Genomic DNA, 25,816 nt, shown 5'->3' on the forward strand with positions numbered 1-25,816 from the left:
TAAAGCGGAGAAGAGCCGAATATGTATGCCATGAAGTTTCTACAAAAAAGCCCCTCTGTATGAGGGGCAAAGTTACCATCGCTTTATAGTTATAATGAGTCCGCTATTATTTCAGGTTAGTCGCTGCAATAAGTGATTAGCCGAAATCGCCATTGACATATCCCATGGTTCTATCATCTTTAGGATTGTTGAAAATCACTTGTGTATCATTGTGTTCAACCAATTCCCCCATTAAGAAAAACGCCGTGCGATCAGAAATACGACGCGCTTGCTGCATTGAGTGCGTGACAATAACGATGGTGTAATTCTTTTTCAGCTCTTCCATCAATTCTTCAATTTTGTGTGTTGCAATCGGGTCAAGGGCGGACGTTGGTTCATCCATCAAAATCACATCCGGCTCCATCGCTATCGTACGTGCGATGCACAAACGCTGTTGTTGACCACCAGAGAGACCAAACGCATGCGACTTCAAGCGATCTTTTACTTCATTCCACAACGCCGCGCCGCGCAATGAGCGCTCAACCACTTCATCGATGTGCTTTTTATCTTTAATCCCTTGTGCGCGTAACCCATACGCCACGTTTTCATAAATACTCATTGGGAACGGATTTGGCTTTTGGAACACCATTCCCACTTTGATACGCAGATCTGCAACATCAATATTGCCGTAAATATCTTGCCCATCCATCGCCAATTTACCGGTGATAGTCACGCCTTCAATGAGGTCATTCATTCGGTTCAAACAGCGTAATAAAGTCGATTTTCCACAGCCAGAAGGGCCAATCAGCGCTGTCACTTGACGAGTTGGAATAGGCAGGTTGATTGATTTTAGCGCTTGGTTATCGCCATAAAAAAGGTCTAGGTTTTCAATATTAAATTTGTTCATTCTTGTTATCTCTCAAAATTCTGTAAATCGCGCCCAACGCTCTGCTTAATAAGAAGCGGTATTAAATCGTCTTGCGATTAGCTTCGTCACCATGTTGATCAGTAGCACAACCACAATCAGCACGGTTGCTGTGCCGTAGGCTTGATTCCACTCTTCAACCGTGAACAGCTCTGTTGTGAGCTTGTAAAGGTGAACGGTTAGGGTGCGGCCTGAATCGAGCAATGAATCAGGAATACGTGCCACCATTCCTGCGGTTAAAAACACAGGAGCCGATTCACCAATAACACGACCAATACTCAAAATAATTGACGTGAGGATGCCGGGCATTGCACTTGGCAAAATCAGACGCCAAATGGTGTATATTTTTGAGGCTCCAAGACCATAAGAACCTTCGCGATAAGTTTGAGGAACGGCCATCAACGCTTCTTCTGTGGTCCGAATGATCACAGGCAAAATCAAAATGCTGAGCGTTAGCGCACCCGACAAAATAGAGAAGCCTAAGCCTAGAATCACCACAAAGAAGGTCATGCCAAATAGACCAAAGATAATGGAGGGGATCCCCGCCAAAGATTCGGTACAAAAGCGGATCACTTTCACCAAGCGGCTACCGATTTTGGCGTATTCGGTAAGATAAATCGCCGTCATAATACCCAACGGGGCGGCCACCGAAATAGAAGCGATCACCATATAAATCGTCGATATGATCATCGGGAAGATCCCGTGTTCATTGCCAGTACGGGTGTAATCGTCAGTAACGAAATTCCAATCTACGTGTTGTAGCCCGTTAGAAAGGATGTACCAGATAATCCAAAATAGGAAGCCGACTGTTACAGCGGCCGCAATCCAAATAGATATTTTCAATACGTTATCTTTTAGCTGGCGGGCACGTTTTAGTTTTACTGTATCCATCACTATTACCTCGCTCTCTCACGGTTTAAATAGAGCAATGTGGCATTCAAGATCATGATGAATGCCAATAGCACAACGCCTGTTGCATAAAGCGCACTGGCATGAACACCACTTGCGTAAGACATTTCAATCGCAATATTGGCTGTCAGCGTGCGTGCTGAGTCTAAAATACCTTCAGGCATCGCTGGCGCGTTGCCCATCACCATAATAATGGCCATGGTTTCACCGAGCGCGCGCCCAATTCCTAAGATGACGCCGGTCATAATTCCGGAACGAGCTGCCGGTACCAGCAATTTGAAGATGGTAAAAATACTGGATGCACCTAATGCCAAAGAACCTTCTTTGTACGCATGAGGGACTGCGCGAATAGAAGTCTCGGACACGGTAATCACCGTCGGTAAGATCATGACACCAAGCACAATAATGCCCGCGAGAATGGTATTGCCCGCAGGAACTTGGAAAATGTCCTGAATCAAAGGAACAATAATCACAAGACCAAAGAAACCATAGACCACGGAAGGAATACCAGCGAGCAATTCAACGGCTGGGCGAATGATATTCGCGACACGTTTTGGTGCGACTTCGGCAATAAAGATAGCGGTGAGTACGCCCACAGGCACACCAACGATAACCGCACCAAACGTTGAAACCACAGAAGCGACAATCATAGTTGCCACACCATACAGAGCTGGCGGCAACCAATCTTGTCCAAGGACGATACCCGAGATACCCACTTCTTGAAATGCGGGAATACTTTCGCGGAAAATGAAGTAGGCAATGATGGCAAGAGACACAATGCCAATAATGGCACTGGTAAGAAACAACCCGTGGAAAATGCGCTCTTTCCAGTCCACACGCTTTTTAGCACGAAGTGCACGTTTGGAAGCTTGCGTAGAAACGTTGTTCATAAGCTTTTCACTATTTGTTGCGATGGTCATAGTATCAATCTCACTATTCGATGGAATCGACGTGGATAGAAAAGGCTCAGCCCCAACGATGGGCTAAGCAAACTTTTAAAGTTATTTCCCCAAACAACTTGAAGTGGCGGCTAAACAGCAAGTCAGTGAATTCCCATCCACATGGATAAAGCATGTGTTTGGGCTGAACGAAACAACGTCGCTGCACCTTCAAGTCGAATGGGAGAGTCTATTAGTTCACTGCGATATAGTGATGTTCTGCAACGAGTTTTTGAGCTTCAGGCGTTAGCATCCAATCAAGGAACTGTTGCGTTTGAGCGGATGGTTGGCCTTTTTTGTACAGTACAAGGAAAGGACGAGCCACTTTGTATGAACCATTTTTCACGTTATCTACCGATGCATCAGTACCGTCTACCGCTAAGGCATGAACCGTGTTATCAACGGTGCCAAGAGAGATGTAACCGATGGAATAAGGGTTAGACGCAACCATAGTTTTCAAACTGCCGTTACCGTTAGCTACTTGAGCTCGTTGAGAGATAGCAGATACCGTCTTGTCTGAGATTTTTTTTGTCAGTTTCATAATCTCTTCGAATGCACCACGAGTCCCTGATGCGGTATCGCGAGTAATTGCAACGATAGGTTTGTCTTCACCACCGACATCTTTCCAATTCGTGATCTCGCCTCGGTAAACAGCAGAGACTTGTTCAGCACTCAACCCTTTTACTTTATTGCTTGGATGCACAACCACCGCTATACCATCAAGCGCGATCTTTTCTTCAACTAATGATGCTTCTTTTTCTGAGCTTTTTAGGCCACGTGAAGACATACCAATATCCGCACTGCCGTTCTTAGCGGCTTTAATACCGGCAGAAGAACCTGGGCCTTGAACCTCAATAAACACGTCCGCGTTTTTCTTCATATATGTTTCAGAGAAAACTTCCATCAATGGCGTTACGCTGCTAGAGCCAACAGCAGAAATGGTTTCTTTTGCAAAAACTGGGTTAACTGCCAATGCACCTAAAAGAGCGATTGCACCGATTACTGTCTTTTTCATCACAAATATCCTTAAGAGGCTTTATTGCCGTTGTGTATTGAACGAAACTCACTTTAGGACGCAAATATGACAGTTGTGTTTCACTTAGTTTAAAACTAGATGACACAGTAAAATATTTTAGGAAAACAGAGGAAGGGCAGCGCATTTTTGAGTGCATCGCTTAAGATCAATCTGAAAAAATTGGCAAAGTCATTAGGTGCCACCGCGAGTCAGAAATTATCCATTGATTACCCAACCACCAGCAGAGCACCCCATTCTAAGTTCGATTTATAGGGGTGAATTTTATGAACGCTCAAATACCGGTTTCGCCAATTTTCTCAGCAGATTCGGCTTTTTCACCACCAGATAAACAGCCGTAACGGCAAGGCAGAAGCCCGCAACACCAAACCCATCCAATGATTCATCAAAAGCAAGCCATGCTTGAATGGCGGTGGTTGGCGGTACAAGATAAAACACTGAAGCCACACTTGAGGCCACACCGTGTTCAACCATATACAACAGCAATAAAATAGAGACACATGACAGCACCACAACCAGCCATACCAGTGTCATGATAAAGGTCGGTGTCCATTGCACTTGCATGGTTTCAAAGCTCCAAGCCCAAGGTAAAAATAGGCATAACGCAGCCACATATTGCACGGTAGCGCTGCCAATCATATCCACACCTTGGCAAAATTTTTTCTGATATAAGGTGCCGAGCGTGATGCCGAGCAGAGATAACAAACACAAACTAATGGCAGGCCATTTGTGCACTTCCGATTGCCACTCAATGTTACCCATCAAGACAAGACTTATCCCAGAAAACCCAAGAGCTAACCCTAACCACTGCGCCAGATTAAAGCGCTCTGTACTCATAAAAACCAGCAGCAGCGCAGTCAAAATGGGTTGTGTCCCCACCAGCAGAGCACTTAAACCTGCTGGCATTCCCCAAGAAATCGCTTGGTAGGTTCCGCCCAAATAGCAACCATGGATCAACACACCCGTTATACAGGAATGCCACAAATGGCGACCACGCGGAATCCGCCTTTTGAGCAATAACAACAAACCAATAAAAAGCACCACGTTCGCCACCATGCGCAGCGTGAGCAGCGTGGCAGGTTCCGCATACATTAAGCCAAACCTTGCGCCAACGAAACCAGATGCCCATAGCACGACAAACAAGAACGGGATCATTCTTACAAACATCACAAAATTCCTAGCCACAATCGATTCTATGCTGCTACTTTATTTGGGTACAGTTATGCGCAAAAGGCACAGATTTGAATAATTTAGTGGGTACAGAATGAAAAGTAAGCTTAAAAACACGGATCCTAAATATACTGAACCTAAATATACTGAGGTAAAACGTCATCTTAAGCAGACCATCGACGATGGTTTATTCCACGCACACGATAAAATGCCTTCTATTCGCCAGCTATGCGAACAACTGTCTGTCAGCAAAAATACCGTTATTCGTGCTTATCAAGAGTTAGAAGCGATGAATGTCATCTACTCTCAGCCTCGTTCAGGCTATCGAGTCCAAGGTGCTGTAACCCCTTTGGAGATTTCGCTGCCACAACCCAATAGCATTGACCTGCTCTCTTTATCTAAATCAATTTTGGTTCAACCCACAGTGAAACATCACATGCCCGCAGGTTCAGCGCATCCTAATACGCAAAGCGCCGCGATTCGTAGTTTGTATGCAGAAATTGGCCGCCACAGCCGCCAGCAAACGCACATTCCTAGCCACTATCAGCTACCGCCAGGTAATAGCCATTTAGTCAAACAACTGCTAAAAATATCGCAAGATTTGGGCCTACAAATCAAAGCACAAGAAATCGCCATTACGCATGGCGGTCAGCAGGCCATTAGCCTCGCATTTCGTGCATTAACCAAGCGCGAAGACATTGTGGCCGTTGAGTCACCTTGTTATTTTGGCACGCTGCTGTTGCTTGAATCATTAGGCTTAAAAGTGGTGGAGATCCCCAGCCATAGTGTCGAAGGCATCGACATCAGCGCCCTCGAACAAGCGCTATCTCAATGGCCGATTAAGGCGATTCTCGTCACGCCTAATTTTAACAACCCAACCGGTTCACAAATGCCTCTGGAAAAACGTAAACAGCTTTTGGCTGTCAGTGGTGATACACCAATTATTGAAGATGATGTGTTTGGTGGCCTGTATTTTCAAAAGCCGATACCTTGTTTGAAGATGTTGGATGGCAAAGGCCGCGTTATTTACATCAATTCGCTCTCCAAAACCTTGGATTCACGGCTGAGGATCGGTTGGATCATCGCGGGAAAGTATCAAGCACAAATAGAAAAGATATTGCTCAGCGAGAATATGGGCAGCTTGAATTTAATCCAATCAGCCGTAGCGGAATTTCTCGAAAGTGGTAAGTACCGTCAACATCTAGCCAAAATGCGCCGCACTTACCAACTGAACCAGCAGCGCTTTGCCAAATTGCTCACCACCTCGCTCAATCACTACCCGTCGCTGCAAGGGCAGTTTCAATTAAGCCGGCCTGAAGGTTCATTTTTATGCTGGCTGACACTTCCGCCATTCATCGATAGTTTTGAGCTTTATCAACGTGGCCTGCAAAACAAAATCAGCCTCCTGCCGGGGCATCTTTTTGCAACACAGGGGCAATTCCAACACTGTATTCGTTTCAGTGTAGCGAACTTTGAAGACAACATGGCATGGCAGGAAAGCATCAACAAACTGACCGAACTGATTCATCTCGTGGCATCAGATCACAAGACGTAAGCATACGCATTTTAAAAAATTGCTGACTAACCACTTGTATTGCAACAAAGTCGGCATAAGATGAATGCCTTAGTTCAATGAAGGTTTGCTATGAATAATCAATTATCATTAAGAGCGTTAGAGCGCGGTGACTTACGCTTTATCCATGATCTCAATAACAACCGCAACATTATGTCTTACTGGTTTGAAGAGCCTTATGAATCTTTTGATGAACTGGAAGAGCTGTACAACAAGCACATTCACGATAACGCCGAGCGTCGGTTTGTGGTTGAGAACCGAGATAAGGAACTGATCGGTCTCGTTGAATTAATTGAAATTGATTACATTCACCGCAGTGGCGAGTTTCAGATCATCATCACGCCAGAGCACCAAGGAAAAGGGTTTGCACAAACCTTGATCAACAAAGCCTTAGACTACTCTTTCACCATTTTGAACCTACACAAAATCTACCTGCATGTGTCGACGGAAAACGAAAAAGCCATCCATTTATACCAAAAAGCCGGCTTTGTTGAGGAAGGGCACTTAGTTGAAGAATTCTTTATTAATGGCCAATATCGTGATGTAAAGCGCATGTACATTTTGCAAAACGCGTATCTTAATAAGCCCGCGTAACGTCATAGGAGTGAATAATGGTCACTTGCAGTCAATATGATTACATTGAGCTCGCGTGTTTGTTTCATTTGCCCGTCAAGCTCACTTTAAAAAATGGTATTACCTATTCAGGCACCGCGATGGACACTCTGCGCAATGAACACCAACAAGAGTGCATTGTGTTGAAAAATGAACAAAGTGAACACTTAATTGAAACCAATGCCTTATTGATGATGGAGGCATTAAGCTCACATCCTCATTTTACCCTGATCAAATTTGACTGATAAAAGAGCGTGGCAGCACAAAAGCCACGCTTACTTATTAGCTTTGCGTTAACTGGCAATATCGAGCTTGTTGCCCGTCACGCCATTAATGCGAAACCACCCAGCGATGCTGAAACGCTCAGCATTGGTAGGTTGTACTTCATGCGGAAAACGTTCGGATAAAAAGACCAGTAAACGCCCCGCTATCGGCGCAACCGTCGCGAGATACTGATCTTCAACATCGTAAATAACCAACTCACCTGCATCAGCACCACACCACCGATCATTCATATAAAATACCGTCGTCAGTTTTCGGCTGGCGTTGCCTGTAAAGGCGTCGAGGTGTTTTTGGTAGAATGCTCCTATTTCATATTTGGCAAAATGAGCTTCATATTCAAATAGCCCAAGAAAAAAGTGGCGGTTAACCTCTTCGCGAATTTGCTCCATACGTTGCAAATAGTCTTGCACAGGCAGGCCCATGCTGTTTTCAATCCACTGGATTTTATCGTTGCGTATTTCAACCTCTAATTGCAAGGCATCGTGCCTGCCAATTCGCGCCACTTGTAACTGCGGTGGCGTACACGCTCGTAGGTTTTTGGTTTGCTCTGGTGTTAAAAAGTCATCCCATATGTACCAACCTTGATCGGCAATTGCGTCCATCAATTTATCTAACGACATTTTCACACTACATATAACAAAAGTGCTGTGGTTATATCGATAGCAAGCCATAACAACAAATCGGTGTTTCGATGCTTAAGACAAGGCGAATTTGTGGAGGTGGAGAAGCTGGCAAGAAAAGACTAGAAACAAACACCGTGGTTGTTGAACAACCTATCGTTGAATACACTCCTACATAACAAAGGGGCACTGACTCGTGCCCCTTTAAATTTAATCAATAAAGATAATTAATCCAGTCTTAACGTTACACCACTGTAGTTACTATAGCCTTTGAGCATCACATGGTAGGTGGTTCCTGGTGTTGCAGAAATTGTGCACTGTTCATTGTTGCCCGATTTGTAAGGGCGACAATCCCACGAAGAAGTGGTTGGTTTGCTGCCGGCTTTGACATACAAATCAGCATCACCTGAGCCCAAACTGATCGAAACTTTAGCGCTGGTTGAGCTTGCGACCGTAAAGGTATAGAAGGCTTCGGAGCTTCGCGTACCTTGTAACCCTATTACTGGTTTACCTTTTTCTAGTACATTCTCCGTTGGAGGCACTACGCCACAGCTAGCATTTACGCCCACTTGGTTAAAGGCATCAACCACATCCGCTTTGTTATAACCTAAGTCTTGTGCCGCTTTTGCGACGCCACATCCACCTTGGTCAAAGGTACTGTTTGCTGTCCAATATAACTGGTTAGCGACGGTGAACACTTCAAAACCTTTACGAACCGACCAATTGGCTTTGTTGGCTAGCAAATAATACGCGCGATTAAACACACCACTTGAATAGTGAACATTTAATCCATTGTAGTATTGAGAAGCGTGATCGATAGAACGGCCATCTTTTGACGGTTGATCAAAATAACGTAAGCCACCGGAAGATTTGAAAATGTCGCTCCCGACCACCCAGTCAACGCTGCCTTTCATATAAAATTCAGCTGCTTCCCCAGCAATATCAGAGAACGCTTCATTGATACCACCAGACATATTTTGGTAAACAAGTCCTGAGTTCTGCTCGGTAAAACCATGGCTTACTTCATGCGCACTGACGTTGATATCCACTAATGGATAAAATGTATTTTGGCCATCACCAAAGGTCATGGACGATCCGTTCCAGAAGGCGTTTTCATAGTTGCTATCATAATGCACACGCATAGTTAGCTGGAAGGTTAATGGAGTGGTGTTCATCCAGTCTTTGTACATATCGAACACCACTTTGCCAAAGTAGTGTGCGTCATTAAGCGGTGAATAAGCGCCATTAATCGCTTTGTAATCGTTGTAATTACTCGCGTCGGTACATGAATAGCTGAACGTTGAACCACCCGATGTCGCATGCTTCATATCCACGGTTTTTACAGCGCTATTCATCATGCTGCAGGTGTTGCCTACTTTATTTATCACTAACCCTGGGAAATCTGTTCCGTACTGATAAAAACCTGTCTTCTGATTTCCACCAGGTCCAGTACCCGTCGCCTCTGCATGGTTTAACCCTTCCCAAGTTTGTAATACTTCACCAGAGTTCGCATCAATAAAGAAAAATGGCCGTGCAGGCTCATTGGTTGCAACAAAGAAGTCGACTAAGTAAACCATTTGAGCTGTTTGGTTTTCATCCAAGCGCACCATCAATTTAGCGTGTTCATTCTCTATTGTAAGGTCGTCTGCAAGCAGTGATGGATTCTGCTGTTGATAATGAGCCAATGCAATATTCATCGCTTTCTTTTGTTCAACTTGCGGTGAAATACTCGTCATATCGGCATCAATTTGCTGCGCCATCATGCCGTAAACTTGGCCGATACCTTTCTCAGTTTGCGTTGCTACGACTGACGTATTAAAGACCGGTAAACCATGATACATCTGCTGGTAACGGACTTTGACTTTACCATTAGGTAGAGTGACGCTTTTTACCACCTGAAAGCCATTTTGTGTTGGCACAATACTGCGAGCCTGCATGGATAAAGCTTGTTCGAGTAGACTTGGATCATCAACCTGCACCATTTTCGCGGCTGATACTGGTAGTGCTGCGCTGATAGAGGCTGCGAGGAATAGCCACTTCATTTGACGTTGTACTTTTTTCATTTCTCAATCCTAGAGAGTTATTATTAGCATCCGCTGACGACTTACATCCAATCAACCACCAGCGACGTGACTGCGAATGGTTCGCTCATTGACAGTGGTTCAAGAAAGATAGTCTTGCCAGTAGCACGGAAAAATAGTGCAAAACGAGCGTCAAATAAAATGGTCACAAAAAAGACAATAGCCAAAATAACTCGAAGAGTTTTTATAATAATTAACTTTAATATCAACAAGATAAAAATAAATGATAATTATGTGTACATTTAATAGTACACATAATTATCAATATAATTTTTGCTTGAAATTGAAAAAGGCAGTGCTCGCTGCCTTCTATTAATCACCTTGCTACCACTAAAACTTATAACCAGCGCCTATCATAAATACCCAAGGATCAATGGTCACATCAGTTCTCTGCTCGACACCTTGATACTTATAAGTCGCTTCAGTTTCAATATCGGCATACCAAACTGACGCATTCAAAAACCACTGTTCGTTGAGCATATAATCAAAACCAGCATTGGCCGCTAAACCCCAAGAATCTTTGAGTTTGAGATCCGTTAAGGTTGCACCACTTCCCGTACTGTTAAAACCTTCATCGAAGAACATGGTGTAGTTAATGCCCGCTCCAACATAAGGACGGAATTTCGATGACGCTTCACCAAAGTAGTATTGCAACATAAAAGTTGGCGGTAGATGTTTTGTTTCAGCAATGTCACCTAAGTTCAAAAGATTGGTTGAAATAGTATGACTAAAAGGTGTAGCCGCTAACACTTCAAAGCTAATATTGTCGGTGATCATATAGCCTATTGTTAAGCCAAGCTGAACGTTTGAGTCCACAGCAAGCTCTTCATTTGAGCCTAAAATACCATCGCTGCTATCATTGGGCACCACAGCGGCAAGACCGGCACGCACAATAAAGTCACCTTCTTTGTGGGCAAAAACATTCGTAGAAACAAGAGCAGAAAGCACGGCAAGGCCGCAAAGTGTTTTTTTCATTGTGATTTCCTTTTTGTAGGGCGGGATAATAGTTTTTATTTGCGCGCACAGTAGCACATAAAAACCACACTTTTTTGATGGAAATCAATTTGTAAAATTTATCGCCGATCAGCTTACAACTCTGCAACCTTGATCACTTTTCTAGGCATAAAAACACACAGTCATGTAATGCGTTTTTTATGTGCATCACACCTAGCCTAACGTTGAAATGGCTTTGTTATTTATGGTTAAAAACTGACAATATTGGTAAGAAATAGTAATAGCGTTTTATTGTCAGAAAATATCATCATAATTTATCACGCACCTAACAGAGCTTGACGGACTCCTCACACCACAATTGTTAATATGAACTCCTCAGATTAACCCTTTCTGCTTTTCTAAAAACAAAGGACAACTCAATGAAACGATTTCTTTTACCTCTATTTGGTTTGCTCGCGTTAGCGGGGTGTGATCAACAAACGCAAACAGAAAGTGCTAAGGCTCTAGAGCCCACCGCCGTGGTGGCGGAAACAGATGCCGTACCGTCGCCCATCTGTGCAAGCGAGTTGATGCCGGGAGGTTGGCAAGCGACAGAAATTACCGACGAAGCTAAAGAAGCGTTGAAGAGCGCTTTAGCACAAATGGAGAGCAATGCACAATTAAAAGACATTATCGATGTCCGTTCACAAGTGGTTAACGGGGTGAATTATGCCATTGAGTTTGAAATGGATGATGGCAGCATTTGGAATGCGATAATCTATCGCAGTTTAGAAGGTGATTACTCGTTAACCCAACCAGCAAAACAAGGCAAATTGTGTGAATAACCTCATCTCATAAGCCATTATTAAACCAGAGTTAGAGAGTAAAAAGAGGCCATGGCCTCTTTTTACTACTCGATACTATAGCTATTTAATACTATCGCCATACACCCCATTCACCCGTAGTTCCGGGCTCTTCATTTTTTGTCCACCACTGCGCGGCCCAAGTTTGCTGCTTGTGCATAACGACATCACCGGACGTATAAATTTTAGTCGTATTCCAAGCATTATCTGGGACAGGTGGCTGTGGCGTTTCCTCTTTTAGCAAAGAAAGCTGATAACTGTAAGTCGCGTTTGGAGCAAATACACGGTTAGCATACACATTCTGGCTATCGTACATATAGTGATTCATTTCTTGGTGCCAAATCCCAATAAACCACTCCCCTTTTTTTACTTGGTTAAACTGACCTGCCATTTCCGCTGGCCACGTTGCTGTATTATTGGCTGAAATCGCTAAGCTGATATCGGTCGTTTCATTGCCATTGGCATCGAAGGTACGCAAACGAACCGTATCGCCAGATTCAACAGGACCAAAACCTTGTGAAAGATAACCACCAAGATCGCTGAGATTCTGCGCAGGTTCTGATGGGTCTGTCGGATCCGTTGGGTTTGATCCACCACCGCTAAAACTAATATCACTGCAGTTATAAAAACCTTCGCCCGCGGCATCAATACGTTGCCAGCGAGTATAAAGCACAGCATCACCACTTCTATCGGCGGGTAGGGTAATCTTGATGCGATATTTTTTATCCGTCCCCACGGTGATATTACCTTTGGTATCAATAAGATCTAGATCATCCCAAGTTAATGGGGCCTCACCAGTATAAGTCGGTTTAGAGAGATAAAACTCCCAATAAGAGGGGTTATGTGGCGCGGTAGCATTAAAGACTAATTCGATTTGTTGATTAGCGTCTAAATTCACGGCCGTTTTTTGCCAATGAGGTGAAGTAACATCTAACCCTGCTTTCGCGTTGCTACCTGCGGAGCACAACAAGCCGTCGCGAACAACAGCTTGAACATGAGCCATGTCACGATAATTTGCCACATTGGCCGCCACTTCATTGCGTTGTACAAAAGGATAAGCTCCAGACTGATCAAAAGCCGCTTGGCATGCTGCATTAGGGATCGTATTACTCCAGAAACCACCATCTAGGTAACAGGTATTTTGCCGCGCGCTCGGAAATTCAACCCAACCATGAGCTTGTACATGAGCAGAAAGCAATCCGCTCAATGAAAGCAAACCCAATACACTGACTTTATTAAAATTATTCATCATTCTTCCTTTCTGTATTATTAGCATCAATGCCACAGAACGACACTCTGTAACACATGAATTGCCAATCAAAGCTAGCAAGAATTATCAATAGACAGTGTCAAATCTGGGTAGGAATACTGGACTATTTGCTTATTTTGCCACTCTCTTTCCAATCAAAAAGGATATGAATCATTGAACTCACAGTGAGTTTCGAGTGACTTCATGGTTTAACAATTTTTGCCAACTTTCCTTATCTGCGATTTAATTGACGACAAAACAACCAAAAACAAACATCTCGCGAACAAAAGTGAAAACGATTACATCTCAATTTAATGGCACTAACCATGAAAAAATGAAAACTAATCATTTGTTTTTATGCACAAATTAATTCCCTTGTAACATTTGTCACAGAAATACATTCAGTTGCACACGACAATGCCGTTCTCTTTCGAATGAAACATTTTTTATCGTTCGAGCTTTAGAACCATCGCACTACATTAATGAGGTCAACTATGTTTGGTATCTTTAAACCCCAAGCGCATATCGAGAGGCTCGCTACTGAGCGGCTCGATAGCACTTATAGCCGCTTGCGCTGGCAGTTATTCATCAGTATTTTCTTCGGCTACGCAGGCTACTACCTTGTTCGTAAGAACTTTAGTTTGGCGATGCCTTATTTGATTGACCAAGGTTTTAGCCGCGGTGATCTCGGGGTAGCTCTTGCCGCCGTATCGATTGCTTATGGCTTATCTAAATTCTTAATGGGGAGTGTTTCTGACCGCTCTAACCCACGCTACTTCTTAAGTGCAGGCCTTTTAATGTCTGCGTTAGTGATGTTCTGTTTCGGTTTTATGCCGTGGGCAACAGGCAGCATTACTGCGATGTTTATTTTGCTGTTCTTAAACGGTTGGTTCCAAGGTATGGGCTGGCCTGCGTGTGGCCGTACCATGGTTCACTGGTGGTCACGTAAAGAACGTGGGGAAATTGTTTCTGTATGGAACGTAGCCCACAACGTCGGCGGTGGCTTAATTGGTCCCCTTTTCTTGTTTGGTCTTTGGGCATTTAACGATGATTGGCGCGCCGCATTTTACGTTCCTGCCTTTTTTGCGACCTTAGTTGCCATTTTCATTTGGATGACACTGCGCGATACGCCGCAATCTTGTGGTTTACCACCGATTGAAGAGTATAAAGATGACTACCCAGACGACTACGATAAATCTCATGAGAATGAGATGACCGCGAAGGAAATCTTCTTTAAGTACGTTTTCTCTAACAAATTGTTGTGGTCTATCGCTATTGCCAACGCTTTTGTATATCTCATTCGTTATGGCGTATTGGACTGGGCTCCTGTTTATTTGAAAGAAGCCAAAGAGTTCACCGTTGATAAATCTTCTTGGGCGTACTTCTTGTATGAGTGGGCAGGTATTCCGGGAACGCTATTGTGTGGTTGGATATCCGACAAAGTATTCAAAGGCCGTCGTGCACCTGCGGGCATCTTATTCATGGTTCTTGTTACTTTTGCGGTACTCATTTACTGGTTTAACCCTGCTGGTAACCCAGGTATCGACATGGCGGCTCTTGTTGCGATTGGTTTCTTAATTTATGGCCCAGTAATGTTGATTGGTTTATACGCACTGGAACTGGCTCCGAAAAAAGCAGCAGGTACCGCAGCAGGTTTAACAGGTTTGTTTGGTTATCTCGGCGGCGCAGTAGCGGCAAATGCAGTATTGGGTTACACCGTTGACCACTTTGGTTGGGATGGCGGCTTTATGATCCTAGTCGCTTCGTGCGGTATTTCTATCCTTTGTCTGCTGTATGCCTACATTGGCGAGCGTGCTCACCATAAAGAAAAAGACAGAATTGCGGAAGAAAAAGCGTCAACGCCATCATAAATCTGACACCTAAATGTGTTGAATTTACGTTACGCACTGTTCACTTTGAATCAAAACTCTCCCCCTGCAACGTCAGGGGGAATTTTTAAGGATAACAATATGAAACTGACACTACTCGCACTTTCCATGGCTACTTTAGCCAGCTCGGCGTGGGTTCAAGCAGAACCATTGGTGATAGCGCATCGCGGCGCTTCCGGTTATCTGCCTGAACATACCCTTGAAGCCAAAGCGCTTGCTTACGGCATGAAGCCTGATTTTATTGAACAAGATGTCGTGATGACCAAGGATGACCAATTGGTGGTTCTGCACGATCACTATCTTGACCGCGTCACTGACGTTGCCGAGCGTTTCCCTGACCGCGCACGTGGTGATGGCCGCTATTACGCCATCGATTTTACGCTGGCAGAGATCAAAAGCCTGCGCGTAACTGAAGGTTTTAATATCGATGACAAAGGCAATAAAACCGCTGGTTTCCCCAACCGTTTCCCTCTTTGGAAATCAGACTTCACCGTCCCAACCTTAGCGGAAGAGATCGAGCTAATCCAAGGGCTGAACAAAACGCTCGGTTACGATATTGGTATTTATCCAGAAATCAAAGCGCCTTGGTTCCACCGCCATGAAGGGAAAGACATCAGTAAAGCGGTACTGAAAATGTTGAAGGAATATGGTTACGACAGTCAAGAGTCAAACGTTTACTTGCAATGTTTTGATCCTATCGAGCTAAAACGCATTAATGATGAACTGCTTCCAGCAATGAACATGGACCTCAAGCTGGTTCAATTGATGGCCTACACCGATTGGAATGAGACAATGATCTATGATGGCGACCAAGCACAGCCATACAGCTATGATTGGATGTTCGAAGCAAACGGCATGAAGCAAGTCGCCACCTACGCCGATGGAATTGGCCCGTGGAAACCTATGTTGGTTGACGACGCTTCAACCAAAGAAAACATCATCATCAAGCCATTGATGAAAGCCGCTAAAACCGCCGGATTAGTCGTTCACCCTTATACCTTCCGAGCAGAACCCGATCGCATTGCACCTTATGCCGACAGCTTTGATGGGATGCTCGATGTGTTCTACAACACGGTAAAAGTAGATGGTTTATTTACTGACTATCCCGATAAAGCAGTGGAGTTTTTGCATTCAACTCGCTAAGTAAGCGTGATTAACCTTACCACTTTGGTACGCTTCATCCCCAGTATCATCATGCTGGGGGTGTTATTTTTGGTGACTTAATGCCTTCACCACCTTAAGCACATGCTTATTTAAGTTACTGGCTTCCCAAAGCACCGCAATTTGGCTGTTAAAAGGCATCTCCTCGATAGAAATGATCACGGCAGAATCATCGATATGTTCAGCCAGTGATTGGGGCACAACAGCTACGCCAAATCCCGCCTGAGCCATTGCAACCATCGACCTCAACTGCGGAGCCGAAAAACGTTGATCGACACGGATGCCCACATCGTCAAACAGCGCTTTCATACCATCATGCAATGCTGGCCCCGTTTCACGAGGAAACAACAAAACGTGCTCATTTTTTAACTGAACTAAAGTAAGGCGATCTTTTTCAGCCAAGGGATGCCCTAAAGGGATCACCGCGACAAAAGGCTCTTCAAATAAAACCACCCGCTTTAAAGACTCACTGGCATAACAAGGTAAACGCACCAATGCTATATCCAACTGCTTAGCTTTCAACTGCTCAACCAACTCTGGCATCGCTTGCTCAACCGCGGTGAGATTCACGTTTGAAAAACTGTCCCTTATCTCCCGCACTCGGGATAATATTTGGGTATTCATCGCAACCGAAGTCGCAAAGCCCATCCGCACTTCATTTTTTTCTCCACGCGCCAGCTGTTTTACTTTCGCCTTCGCTCGATCCACATCATTTAAGATGGTGACCGCATCGACATAAAAAATTTGCCCAGCCTCGGTCAGCTCTACCCCACGTGGTAAACGCTTGAATAACAGCGTATCGAGCTCATGCTCCAATTTCTTTATCTGCTGGCTCAACGGTGGTTGAGCAATACCTAACACTTCAGCCGCTCGTGTGAAATGGCGAGTTTGTGCCACCGCCACAAAATACTTGAGATAGCGAAACTCCATATCTTTTCCATATAGAAATAAATCTTATTTATATTGGATTTAGCCACGTGGAGAAGTCAATCTAAATATACACTTTATTGCATAAATGGTTATTCTCATGCGTGGATTCTACACTCCGCTTTGTGCTTGTTCTCTCGATGTAGCGAAAGAGTTTGCTGAATATCATCATGTAACGGGGGATGGAGAGATTTACCAAACTTCGTTGATGAGTGCGTTGATTGCTGGCGTTTATGAAGGCGCAACAACGGTTGAACAACTGCTGCAACATGGCGATTTTGGCTTGGGCACATTCAATCAATTAGACGGTGAACTGATCGCGTTTGATAAAGAGGTTTTCCAATTAAAAGCCGATGGTTCGGCTAACCCCGCACACTTAGCGCAGCAAACCCCCTTCGCCGTCATGACTTTTTTCACTCCTGATGTCGAAGTTCCTATCACCTCTAAAATGTCTCGTGCTGACGTTCATCATCTGATTGATGAGCTAGTACCCAGTGACAATATTTTCTGCGCAGTACGCATTGACGGTTTATATCAGTTTGTCAGAACGCGTACCGTGCCGCGTCAAACTCGCCCATTTCGCCCAATGTTGGATGTTGTAAAAGAGCAGCCCACATTTAATTTCACCTTCAAACAAGGCGTTATCGCCGGTTTTAGAAGCCCGCAGTACACCACAGGTATTAACGTTCCGGGGTATCACGAACATTTCATTACCGAAGATAGAAAAGGCGGCGGCCACATACAGGACTACTCTATTTCGTCGGGCTTTTTGCAAATTGGCAAAGTATCGCGCCTAGTGATTGATACCCCAACTTCGCTAGATTTCCTTAAAGCCAACCTAGCTCCCAATGACATCCGAACCGCGATTGAAAAAGCGGAAAAATAGCGCTGAACAGGAGAAAAAGAATTGGAAAAAGCCGCCAGATAGCACCACCACTTCGTGAAGAAGTGTCAACGTCAGTCAACAATAAGGGTATAAAAATGAATACAAAACCTACCACTAGAAATGGCGCTCAATTAATCGCTCAACAGCTGGAATCTTTGGGTGTCCGCTATATTTTTGGCATTCCGGGGGCCAAAATTGATCGGTTATTTGACGCCATTGAAGACACCAATATTCAAATGATCCCAGTGCGTCACGAAGCCAATGCGGCCTTTATGGCCGGCGTCATCGGCCGTTTAACCGGCAAAGCTGGAGTCACCATGGTGACCTCAGGCCCGGGCTGTGGCAACTTGGTTTCAGGGGTTGCCACTGCCAATTCAGAAGGTGACCCGCTGGTCGCTATCGGCGGCGCGGTCAAACGAGCAGATCAACAAAAGCAAACGCACCAGAGTATGGATACCGTCAGTATTTTCCGCTCTATCACAAAATCCAGTGCAGAAATTCAACATGTTGATGCCGCCAGCGAAGTGATGGCCAATGCCTTTCGCACAGCAGAATCAGGCCGGCCGGGGGCGTGTTTCGTTAGCATTCCCCAAGATGTGTTATCCGACCACACTCTCACCGATATTATTGTTCCATCACGTAATGTTCATTCAAGCCAAGCCAGCCCAGAAGCGATCGAAGAAGCCATTACCCGAATCGAGCGGTCACAGCGCTGCGTCGTATTACTTGGCTTACACGCCAGTCGCGCTGAAAATGCTCAAGCCATCAGCCGTTTTTTGCGCACCACTCAACTGCCTGTAGTCGGAACCTATCAAGCCGCTGGGGCAGTTGATATTAACTATTATCACCATTTCGCTGGCCGCGTAGGTTTATTTAACAATCAGCCCGGAGATGTATTGCTGCAAGATGCTGACCTGATTGTCACTATTGGTTTTAACCCCATCGAGTACGACCCAGAGCTTTGGAACGCAAAACAGTCCCCAATCATCCACTTAGACATTGAACCAGCAGAGTATCAGCTCAATTACCAACCTTGTGTGGAAATTGTCGGCAATATCGTTCAATCACTGGATGATATGATCGATTGTGTCACCAATTTCGCACGCCTCTCTCCCAAAGCCTTATCGATTTTAGAGGAAGTGGCACAACAGCGGCAGATAATAAAATCCTATCCTACTCGTCAATCTCAGCATGGGTTTCATCCATTAACCTTAATCAAAGCGATGCAATCCATTATTACCCCAGACACCACCTTGTGTCTGGATATGGGCAGCTTCCATATCTGGATTGCGCGCTATTTAAGCTGTTTTCGCGCCCGTCAAATGCTGATTTCAAATGGTCAGCAAACCATGGGCGTTGCCCTACCTTGGGCGATTGGTGCAAACCTACTTAAACCCAGCACCAAAGTGGTCTCTGTTTCTGGTGATGGCGGCTTCATGCAATCAAGCATGGAGTTAGAAACGGCCGTCCGCCTAAAATGCAACATTGTACATATCATCTGGGTCGATAACGCCTACAACATGGTCGAGATACAAGAGATGAAAAAGTATCAACGCCCGTCCGGAATAAAATTTGGCCCGATAGACTTTAAAGCGTATGCCGAATCATTTGGCGCGCAAGGCTTTGCCGTGACCGAACGTCATCAACTGATGCCTATGCTGCATCAAGCCATGGAAACTCAAGGACCTGCTGTCATCGCTATCCCCGTTGATTACAGCGACAACTACAAGTTGATGCTACCCAGAACACAAGAAAATCGAGATCCAATTTTTGAGCATATCGAAGGAGAAACAATATGAATGGTTTAACCCATAAAGTCGCTTTAGTCACGGGTGCCGCAAACGGCATCGGCTTTGCGATAGCACAGCGTTTATATGATGAAGGGGCCAATGTAGTACTGGCCGACTGGAATGAAGAGCAGCTCGCCACCGCCATCGAAGCTTTTGACTCAACACGCGTCGCGGCGCAAGTGATTGACGTCTCCGATCCTAAAAAAGTAAAAGCCATGATCGATAGCGCCGTATCACGCTTCGGTAAACTCGACATTTTAGTCAACAATGCGGGCATCCACATCCCCGGCTCCGTCTTAGAAAGCAGCGTTGAAGATTGGAAGAAAATATCAGCGGTGAATATTGATGGCGTCGTGTATTGCTCTAAATTTGCCTTACCTGAACTGCTAAAAACGCAGGGGACCATAGTCAACACCGCTTCAGTCTCTGGCTTAGGTGGCGACTGGGGTGCAGCATTTTACTGCGCCAGTAAAGGCGCGGTAGTCAACCTCACTCGCGCCATGGCGTTAGACCACGGTGCCGCTGGCGTGCGAATTAACGCCGTGTGCCCAAGCTTAGTTAAAACCAATATGACCAATGGTTGGTCGCAAGAGATTAGAGATAAATTTAACGAGCGCATCGCACTAGGACGCGCCGCAGAACCGAGCGAAATTGCCGCCGCAGTGGCCTTTTTAGCCAGCGACGATGCATCGTTTATCAATGGTGTCAATTTACCCGTCGATGGTGGCGCTACCGCTTCCGACGGCCAACCTAAAATCGTTTAACCACGAAAATTCAGCCAGTACCTAAACCATTTTCCGTGCTGGCTGACATTTTAAAACCGCATAATTCAAAACAAGCCCCATAAACCTTTCAGCACTAAAAGGCCTCCTTTTCCACAATTAGTACAACTCCAACAAACACGAAACTAATTGGGGAGGGTTAGGGTGGAGTGTTTCTTGGTTGCTGGCAGCACCCCCTCCTAACCTCCCCCTTAAAGGGGGAGGAACAGAACGGTATCAGCTTCCACTCTAGAGCATATAATTGGACAAAAGAGCGTTAGGTAAAAAGATTTACCACATAAGGCTCTGATTAGAAAAATTATCCTTTAATTGTTCATCCATCACCAAGTTAGTTGAGTTGAGACTAAGTATCTAACCTATCCCTGTATTCTTATACTCACTATTTTTCTTTTTTCTTACTATTCTTTAATCTCTATCCGACGAAATCAAAGCACTCCCTGCATTGAGGATAAATGTGGGGTACGCAAGGAGTATAAATGATGAACCGAACCTCCCCTTTAACACTAATAGCGAGTTTAATCATGAGTTCGAATGCATCGGCTGTTGAAAAAGCCGATATGATCTTAACAAACGCAAAAATCCACGGTCATGAAAATGCCGATGCAATTGCAGTTCATGATGGAAATATTTTGTTCGTTGGCAAAATGTCGGATACCAAGAAATATCGTAGTGAAAACACTGAAGTCATCGATCTCGAACATGGATATGTAATGCCAGGTTTTATTGATAACCACAACCATGTTTTTGAAGCAGCCTCTGAAGCTGGAGGTAACTGTGAACTCAGTATGGATGCATCACTTGAAGCCCAAATACCTTATCTAAAAGCTTGCAGTCGAAATAGTAAGTCCAAAGGGTGGCTGATGGGGTATGGTTTTTCGTTAGATGCCATTCTAAATGAAGATAATATTCAAACACCTCTTGAGGTTATAGATGGAATTTTTCCTGATCGGCCTGTCGTATTCATGGAGCAGACCTCACACTCTATGTGGGTAAATTCTGCTGCACTGGAACTTGCTGGTATTACTAAAGATTCACCTGAGCCTCAAGGAGGAAAGATTCTCAAAGATCCAGTTAGTGGTGAACTTAACGGTATCTTATTTGATAATGCTGGAGATATCGTTATGGAAATGGCATGGAACAGCTTAGAAGGTCAATTTGATCAAAGTTATGATGTATTGATGGTTGGCCTAGAAGAGTCAGCATCATACGGCATTACGACTATTGGTGATGGTCGACTCTATTGGAAACGCGGATGGTATGAAGTGTGGAAACAGGCAGAAAAAGACGGTAATCTGACCGCACGAGTGTCGTTGCGCCCTTGGATTTATCCTGCTGATTCTATGGAACCGCAACTAGCTTTTCTAAAGAAAATCCAATCAAGTGATACATCGAGTTTGCTATTAGTTGATCAAGTAAAAATGTATAGCGATGGTATTACAATAAACGGTACAGCAAAAACGCTGGCACCATATTTAGATACTTACATTCCAGACGAACCTTACGGAATTAATTATATTCCACCCAGCCAAATGAAAACTTGGTTAGATGCTCTGGATAAGGTTGGTTACAGCGCGCATATTCATGCTATTGGTGATGGAGCGGTTCGCGAATCACTTAATGCAGTTGAACATGCACGTAATAATGGCTCAACTAAGCCGTACACACTCACCCACGTTGAACTTGTCGATCCAGAAGATGTAGGTCGGTTCACTAAATTGAATGTTACAGCTGACTTTCAAGTAGGCTCTGAATACGTTGTTGAGCATGACCATTCATGGGCTAAACTCTTCCTAGGAGCAAAGAGAGCACACTCTTTGATGAACCTGAAAGCTATCTTTGATACAGGGGCTAATCTTACACTCAGTAGTGACTGGAATGTCCATGAGTTAAATCCGCTCGTAGGCATAGCTAACAGTATAAGAATGGGGAATACAGGGCTACCCAATGTTGAGGCTGCTATTGATGCATACACCATCAACGCTGCGGTTAGCTTAGGGATACAAGATATTACAGGCTCTGTTGAGGTAGGGAAATCAGCAGATTTTGCTATCTTAGATAGAGATATTACCCGCTTGTCTCCCGACGACATAGCAGATACTGAAATCTTAATGACTGTCTTGCAAGGTGATATCGTATTCGACGCCGAAGAATAGATAACTAGGTACAGGGTTCGCCCTGTACTATTTTTAAGGGGGGTTAACAGTGCAGAAAAAGCGCTTTTATATTGAAGTCGCCGTAAGACAGTTTGCACTTCTGCTATTTATCGTACCATTTTTGTTTCGTTGTACATTTGATAGCATGCGGCAGATGGAGCAGGGAAACCAAAGCGCGATATTGACGGCCATCGGGCTTTTAATGGCCGCTGGTATCATTGGTGTATTTGAAGCGACCTATCAGAAAACTCTACTCTCTAACGTACTGCAGCGTTCACTTGCTCATTTAACCAAGTTGTTATTATTTATTGGTATTTCTGAGATAATCATTTTAGCCATTGCCGCAATTGGAATTACCTCAGCAGTATGGGACGACCCATTGCTATGGGCTGTTCTCCCGATTTATGTGTCTCTATATATCTATGATTGGTGGGATACTTCAATTGCCGCTTCGAGGCTTGAACGAGAGTGTAGCTCTCTGGACGAAACAGAAGTCTCATCTGGCTCTGAGCCTCAAGTTCAAGAGTATACGAAACCAGATGATTGTCATTCTAAGCAGTAGGCTTGCTTTGCAATTGGTGACTGGTTTTGAATGCCTCTACAATTTGATTACCGTATCGAGATAACGTTAAACCGTTACGCCAACACAATTCAATTCTTCGGTCGATACCTGTGGGTTCAAAATCGCTGATGAGGGCTATTAATTGACCGTTTTTAATATAGGATTCAACACTTTCAGCGGGTAAAAAGGCAAAGCCTGTGTTGCGTTGTAATACCGCGATAAGTAACTGAATGTCCGAAAAAAGACTATAACTAGGACTAAAACTATCATCGTTTTGATTGTTGAATTTCTCACCACTATCTGTTTCGCCCCAAATTAGCTCGCGATATTGACTTAAGTCACTACTTGCTACTGTTGGCAATTTACCAAGAGGATGCTCTGAGCTGCAGGCTAATACCTCTTTGTAATGGCCTAAACGGCAATATTCAAAATTCTGATGGTGGAGCGTATCGGACTCATGGACAATAATAATATCGGCATCGCCTTCCGTAAGATCCTGCATCAGTTGGTGCCTTTCTTCTCGATAAACTTCGATGCACAAGTGGGACAATTCTAGTGTTAAAGTGAGAGGGGCTGCGAAGGCTAAATCTGGAATGTAGTTTTCAATTCCGATTCTCACAACTGTAGATTCGCCTTGCGAAATGACATCAGCACTTTGCATCAACTTTGTAAATTGGCTCATGCTGTGGGATAGATAAGGCAGTAATCGCTCACCATCTTTACTAAGTGACATTTTATTACCTGTCCTATCAAAAAAAGACACTCCGAGATCAATTTCCAAGTCAGAGATCCATTGGCTGACTTGAGGCTGTTTTTTTCCGAGTTTACGGGCGGCAGCCGATATTGAGCCTGTTTCAACCGCTAGCAAGAGCGCTTTTAAGTGCAGTAAGTTCATATACTTAAACTCTCTCCATGACGTAATGATGATCAAACTTGAATCTTTAAGAGGCACTATACTTGCTTAGTTTAAAATGATCACATAGATAACTGCATCACAACCGATTATCACAGCATTAGATTAGCTCAGGTATGGGAAATGAATACAAGTAAATATCAGTACTAACACGGAAAGGGGCAAAGGCGTATTGGCCTAGATCACAAGTTTGCGGAGACCAACTTCAGCACGTCCTAGGATAAAAGCTACTTCGAGGTTCAGTTCTTCTATTTGTCTTCGGATAATGTCTACCAATAGAACTGGCTAGAGATCCTCATCGTTTAAATCTAACTAAGTGACAAAACCCAGCGTATCACTTCAAATCAAAGAAGAAGTTGAAGAATTGAAGAACTACCACTATCATTTTTGCCATTCTTCATAATATTTTCAATTGGTTAGAAGGCGATTAGAGAATGAGAAACGTTGTTAGTGACGATAAAATCAGTGATTTTCGAGACTTAGTTAACTCAAACTCTAGCTTTGTGTATCAAATATACAAAGATAAAGGTGGTAAGAATCTTTTTAACCTCGTTTGCTCTGCTATGGATTGGATCTCTGTTTCTGTTCGCCACTTAGAAAATGCGCCTGAGTTTGACAAGAACATAGATAGTAGATGTATGCAGGTCTACTCTCTGATCTCTTCAATAGACCTTATTTTCGAGTCAATAAAACAACTCCATCGAGTGTTTATAACTGATAAGAAAGATCCGTTTTATGGTGAAAAAAAATGTTTCAAAGATCGCCTCTTCGCTAATGAAGATGATAATAATTATTTTAAAACTATCAGGGCGTGTTTCGGTGCTCATCCCGTAAACCTAAATCAAGAAAACTCAAAGCGTTTTGCAAGTTGGCCATTTCAAAGTCATTTCAACACTGGCGATTTGAGTGTTCATTTGTACAGTCGAGATGTGGGTAAAGAAGACCTAACGTTAAACCTCAATATCAATGAGCTGCTGGAATTTCTCAGAATTCGATATGAGTATCTTGATGTTATTGCTGATAGGATTGAAACGCTGTTTGTTGAGTATCAACACAAACTTTCAAAAGAAAAAATTGAGACTAAATCAGATCCTTTAGAACAACTCTATGTTCTTCGTACTGAGTCAGAAAAACGATTAGATAACGATTACTATAACGGGGAGATTGACGACCTGATTATGATTTTTGAAGCGGAAGTAACTGACGCTGACCTTGTACCATTGGCTGATAAGTATAAAGAATCCCTCCTACCTCTGATTGAAGAGATTAAGACGAATCTTCAAGAAATGAACATCGTTGACCTAGCAAACGATAGTGAGCTGAGAATAAGTTCTGAACTTGATAAAGAGTTACGTTATGAACTTGGTAAGTTCTACACTTGGGTTCACGGTGGCAGGTACGATCCGCTACTTGAATACTATTTTGAAAGGTTTAACGCTTCTACTGACGGTAAGTTCAAGTTCACCAAAACTGATGACATCAAACTTACGTTTCTTAAAGCAAAGCTCATGCTAACTGAATAGTGTGAACAAATTGGCTCAGCTTTTTTCTTTTGCTGTTCATTACTTTTTGGGCTCTTCTCCGCT

The 25,816-nt window shown here is 43.9% G+C and carries 23 protein-coding genes; 12 read left to right on the plus strand and 11 right to left on the minus strand.

Translation table 11 applies throughout. The features are described 5' to 3' along the window. Positions 1-136: 136 nt before the first annotated feature. From pstB to PL85_RS15310, 5 genes are all read right to left on the minus strand, one after another. A complete protein-coding gene (pstB, locus tag PL85_RS15290; protein WP_013868112.1) occupies positions 137-886 on the minus strand; it encodes a phosphate ABC transporter ATP-binding protein PstB in 750 nt (249 codons plus the stop codon). Positions 887-931: 45 nt separating this feature from the next. After that, positions 932-1,795: a phosphate ABC transporter permease PstA gene (pstA, locus tag PL85_RS15295; protein WP_026027681.1), complete on the minus strand. Its 864-nt coding sequence runs from the start codon at positions 1,793-1,795 to the stop codon at positions 932-934. 5 nt (positions 1,796-1,800) lie between these two features. After that, positions 1,801-2,733 (minus strand): phosphate ABC transporter permease subunit PstC, encoded by a 933-nt coding sequence (pstC, locus tag PL85_RS15300; RefSeq protein WP_017045968.1) that lies wholly within the window; start codon positions 2,731-2,733, stop codon positions 1,801-1,803. A gap of 211 nt (positions 2,734-2,944) precedes the next feature. Next, a complete protein-coding gene (locus tag PL85_RS15305) occupies positions 2,945-3,766 on the minus strand; it encodes a phosphate ABC transporter substrate-binding protein (RefSeq protein WP_026027935.1) in 822 nt (273 codons plus the stop codon). 282 nt (positions 3,767-4,048) lie between these two features. Beyond that, on the minus strand, positions 4,049-4,951 hold the full coding sequence (locus PL85_RS15310; protein ID WP_064626473.1) for a DMT family transporter: 903 nt from the start codon (positions 4,949-4,951) through the stop codon (positions 4,049-4,051). Positions 4,952-5,048: 97 nt separating this feature from the next. On the opposite strand from PL85_RS15310, the gene PL85_RS15315 reads away from it, so the two are divergent. The 3 genes from PL85_RS15315 (at position 5,049) to PL85_RS15325 (ending at position 7,384) form a co-directional block, all read left to right on the plus strand. Next, on the plus strand, positions 5,049-6,509 hold the full coding sequence (locus PL85_RS15315; RefSeq protein ID WP_064626474.1) for an aminotransferase-like domain-containing protein: 1,461 nt from the start codon (positions 5,049-5,051) through the stop codon (positions 6,507-6,509). A gap of 90 nt (positions 6,510-6,599) precedes the next feature. Further along, positions 6,600-7,121 carry a spermidine N1-acetyltransferase gene (gene speG / locus PL85_RS15320; protein ID WP_013868118.1) on the plus strand — a complete coding sequence of 174 codons (522 nt, stop codon included), beginning with the start codon at positions 6,600-6,602 and terminating at the stop codon, positions 7,119-7,121. Between the two features lie 17 nt (positions 7,122-7,138). Further along, a complete protein-coding gene (locus PL85_RS15325; RefSeq protein WP_013868119.1) occupies positions 7,139-7,384 on the plus strand; it encodes a Rho-binding antiterminator in 246 nt (81 codons plus the stop codon). A 48-nt stretch (positions 7,385-7,432) separates the two neighbouring features. Here PL85_RS15325 and PL85_RS15330 read toward each other — a convergent pair whose 3' ends face one another. From PL85_RS15330 to ompW, 3 genes are all read right to left on the minus strand, one after another. Then, positions 7,433-8,041, minus strand: coding sequence for a 2OG-Fe(II) oxygenase (locus PL85_RS15330; protein ID WP_174223888.1), 609 nt, complete (start codon positions 8,039-8,041; stop codon positions 7,433-7,435). Positions 8,042-8,268: 227 nt separating this feature from the next. Next, positions 8,269-10,104, minus strand: a complete 1,836-nt coding sequence (gene empA, locus PL85_RS15335; protein ID WP_115340320.1) for a zinc metalloprotease EmpA — start codon at positions 10,102-10,104, stop codon at positions 8,269-8,271. A 348-nt stretch (positions 10,105-10,452) separates the two neighbouring features. After that, positions 10,453-11,097, minus strand: coding sequence for an outer membrane protein OmpW (ompW, locus tag PL85_RS15340; protein WP_026028654.1), 645 nt, complete (start codon positions 11,095-11,097; stop codon positions 10,453-10,455). Between the two features lie 398 nt (positions 11,098-11,495). On the opposite strand from ompW, the gene PL85_RS15345 reads away from it, so the two are divergent. Further along, positions 11,496-11,900: a cystatin domain-containing protein gene (locus PL85_RS15345; protein ID WP_017045959.1), complete on the plus strand. Its 405-nt coding sequence runs from the start codon at positions 11,496-11,498 to the stop codon at positions 11,898-11,900. Positions 11,901-11,991: 91 nt separating this feature from the next. Here the strand turns inward: PL85_RS15345 and PL85_RS15350 are convergent, their stop codons facing one another. After that, the gene (locus tag PL85_RS15350) at positions 11,992-13,167 is read right to left on the minus strand and encodes a lytic polysaccharide monooxygenase (protein WP_234826593.1); all 1,176 of its coding nucleotides are present in this window, start codon (positions 13,165-13,167) and stop codon (positions 11,992-11,994) included. Positions 13,168-13,661: 494 nt separating this feature from the next. Between PL85_RS15350 and glpT the strand changes: the two genes are divergently transcribed. Beyond that, positions 13,662-15,038: a glycerol-3-phosphate transporter gene (glpT, locus tag PL85_RS15355; protein ID WP_115340322.1), complete on the plus strand. Its 1,377-nt coding sequence runs from the start codon at positions 13,662-13,664 to the stop codon at positions 15,036-15,038. 99 nt (positions 15,039-15,137) lie between these two features. After that, on the plus strand, positions 15,138-16,199 hold the full coding sequence (gene glpQ, locus PL85_RS15360) for a glycerophosphodiester phosphodiesterase (protein ID WP_026028651.1): 1,062 nt from the start codon (positions 15,138-15,140) through the stop codon (positions 16,197-16,199). A gap of 63 nt (positions 16,200-16,262) precedes the next feature. On the opposite strand, the gene PL85_RS15365 is transcribed toward glpQ, so the two are convergent. Further along, on the minus strand, positions 16,263-17,147 hold the full coding sequence (locus tag PL85_RS15365; RefSeq protein WP_115340323.1) for a LysR family transcriptional regulator: 885 nt from the start codon (positions 17,145-17,147) through the stop codon (positions 16,263-16,265). Between the two features lie 85 nt (positions 17,148-17,232). Between PL85_RS15365 and budA the strand changes: the two genes are divergently transcribed. From budA to PL85_RS15390, 5 genes are all read left to right on the plus strand, one after another. Beyond that, on the plus strand, positions 17,233-18,030 hold the full coding sequence (gene budA / locus PL85_RS15370) for an acetolactate decarboxylase (RefSeq protein WP_069212237.1): 798 nt from the start codon (positions 17,233-17,235) through the stop codon (positions 18,028-18,030). Between the two features lie 95 nt (positions 18,031-18,125). Next, positions 18,126-19,829 (plus strand): acetolactate synthase AlsS, encoded by a 1,704-nt coding sequence (gene alsS, locus PL85_RS15375; RefSeq protein WP_115340324.1) that lies wholly within the window; start codon positions 18,126-18,128, stop codon positions 19,827-19,829. Further along, complete coding sequence (budC, locus tag PL85_RS15380) at positions 19,826-20,584, plus strand: meso-2,3-butanediol dehydrogenase (protein WP_096037132.1); 759 nt, start codon at positions 19,826-19,828, stop codon at positions 20,582-20,584. The genes alsS and budC overlap by 4 nt, the downstream gene beginning before the upstream one ends. 497 nt (positions 20,585-21,081) lie before the next feature. Beyond that, on the plus strand, positions 21,082-22,755 hold the full coding sequence (locus PL85_RS15385) for an amidohydrolase (protein WP_115340353.1): 1,674 nt from the start codon (positions 21,082-21,084) through the stop codon (positions 22,753-22,755). A gap of 49 nt (positions 22,756-22,804) precedes the next feature. Continuing rightward, positions 22,805-23,317, plus strand: a complete 513-nt coding sequence (locus PL85_RS15390) for a hypothetical protein (protein ID WP_088729425.1) — start codon at positions 22,805-22,807, stop codon at positions 23,315-23,317. On the opposite strand, the gene PL85_RS15395 is transcribed toward PL85_RS15390, so the two are convergent. After that, positions 23,307-24,212 carry a LysR family transcriptional regulator gene (locus PL85_RS15395; RefSeq protein ID WP_115339918.1) on the minus strand — a complete coding sequence of 302 codons (906 nt, stop codon included), beginning with the start codon at positions 24,210-24,212 and terminating at the stop codon, positions 23,307-23,309. The genes PL85_RS15390 and PL85_RS15395 overlap by 11 nt on opposite strands. 452 nt (positions 24,213-24,664) lie before the next feature. On the opposite strand from PL85_RS15395, the gene PL85_RS15400 reads away from it, so the two are divergent. After that, on the plus strand, positions 24,665-25,753 hold the full coding sequence (locus tag PL85_RS15400) for a hypothetical protein (protein WP_115339919.1): 1,089 nt from the start codon (positions 24,665-24,667) through the stop codon (positions 25,751-25,753). Positions 25,754-25,816 lie beyond the last annotated feature (63 nt).

The organism is Vibrio anguillarum (assembly GCF_001989995.2).
Taxonomy (GTDB): domain Bacteria; phylum Pseudomonadota; class Gammaproteobacteria; order Enterobacterales; family Vibrionaceae; genus Vibrio; species Vibrio anguillarum.

What these genes read in the sequence shown, in the direction of transcription:
- PL85_RS15385 (WP_115340353.1), top strand. Translation starts at nt 21,082, where the DNA reads ATGAACCGAACCTCCCCTTTAACACTAATAGCGAGTTTAATCATGAGT.
- PL85_RS15310 (WP_064626473.1), bottom strand. Translation starts at nt 4,951, where the DNA reads ATGTTTGTAAGAATGATCCCGTTCTTGTTTGTCGTGCTATGGGCATCT.
- glpQ (WP_026028651.1), top strand. Translation starts at nt 15,138, where the DNA reads ATGAAACTGACACTACTCGCACTTTCCATGGCTACTTTAGCCAGCTCG.
- PL85_RS15330 (WP_174223888.1), bottom strand. Translation starts at nt 8,041, where the DNA reads ATGTCGTTAGATAAATTGATGGACGCAATTGCCGATCAAGGTTGGTAC.
- glpT (WP_115340322.1), top strand. Translation starts at nt 13,662, where the DNA reads ATGTTTGGTATCTTTAAACCCCAAGCGCATATCGAGAGGCTCGCTACT.
- PL85_RS15345 (WP_017045959.1), top strand. Translation starts at nt 11,496, where the DNA reads ATGAAACGATTTCTTTTACCTCTATTTGGTTTGCTCGCGTTAGCGGGG.
- pstB (WP_013868112.1), bottom strand. Translation starts at nt 886, where the DNA reads ATGAACAAATTTAATATTGAAAACCTAGACCTTTTTTATGGCGATAAC.
- speG (WP_013868118.1), top strand. Translation starts at nt 6,600, where the DNA reads ATGAATAATCAATTATCATTAAGAGCGTTAGAGCGCGGTGACTTACGC.
- empA (WP_115340320.1), bottom strand. Translation starts at nt 10,104, where the DNA reads ATGAAAAAAGTACAACGTCAAATGAAGTGGCTATTCCTCGCAGCCTCT.
- PL85_RS15365 (WP_115340323.1), bottom strand. Translation starts at nt 17,147, where the DNA reads ATGGAGTTTCGCTATCTCAAGTATTTTGTGGCGGTGGCACAAACTCGC.
- budA (WP_069212237.1), top strand. Translation starts at nt 17,233, where the DNA reads ATGGTTATTCTCATGCGTGGATTCTACACTCCGCTTTGTGCTTGTTCT.
- PL85_RS15305 (WP_026027935.1), bottom strand. Translation starts at nt 3,766, where the DNA reads ATGAAAAAGACAGTAATCGGTGCAATCGCTCTTTTAGGTGCATTGGCA.
- PL85_RS15315 (WP_064626474.1), top strand. Translation starts at nt 5,049, where the DNA reads ATGAAAAGTAAGCTTAAAAACACGGATCCTAAATATACTGAACCTAAA.
- PL85_RS15400 (WP_115339919.1), top strand. Translation starts at nt 24,665, where the DNA reads ATGAGAAACGTTGTTAGTGACGATAAAATCAGTGATTTTCGAGACTTA.
- PL85_RS15395 (WP_115339918.1), bottom strand. Translation starts at nt 24,212, where the DNA reads ATGAACTTACTGCACTTAAAAGCGCTCTTGCTAGCGGTTGAAACAGGC.
- pstC (WP_017045968.1), bottom strand. Translation starts at nt 2,733, where the DNA reads ATGACCATCGCAACAAATAGTGAAAAGCTTATGAACAACGTTTCTACG.
- budC (WP_096037132.1), top strand. Translation starts at nt 19,826, where the DNA reads ATGAATGGTTTAACCCATAAAGTCGCTTTAGTCACGGGTGCCGCAAAC.
- PL85_RS15325 (WP_013868119.1), top strand. Translation starts at nt 7,139, where the DNA reads ATGGTCACTTGCAGTCAATATGATTACATTGAGCTCGCGTGTTTGTTT.
- PL85_RS15350 (WP_234826593.1), bottom strand. Translation starts at nt 13,167, where the DNA reads ATGAATAATTTTAATAAAGTCAGTGTATTGGGTTTGCTTTCATTGAGC.
- alsS (WP_115340324.1), top strand. Translation starts at nt 18,126, where the DNA reads ATGAATACAAAACCTACCACTAGAAATGGCGCTCAATTAATCGCTCAA.
- pstA (WP_026027681.1), bottom strand. Translation starts at nt 1,795, where the DNA reads ATGGATACAGTAAAACTAAAACGTGCCCGCCAGCTAAAAGATAACGTA.
- ompW (WP_026028654.1), bottom strand. Translation starts at nt 11,097, where the DNA reads ATGAAAAAAACACTTTGCGGCCTTGCCGTGCTTTCTGCTCTTGTTTCT.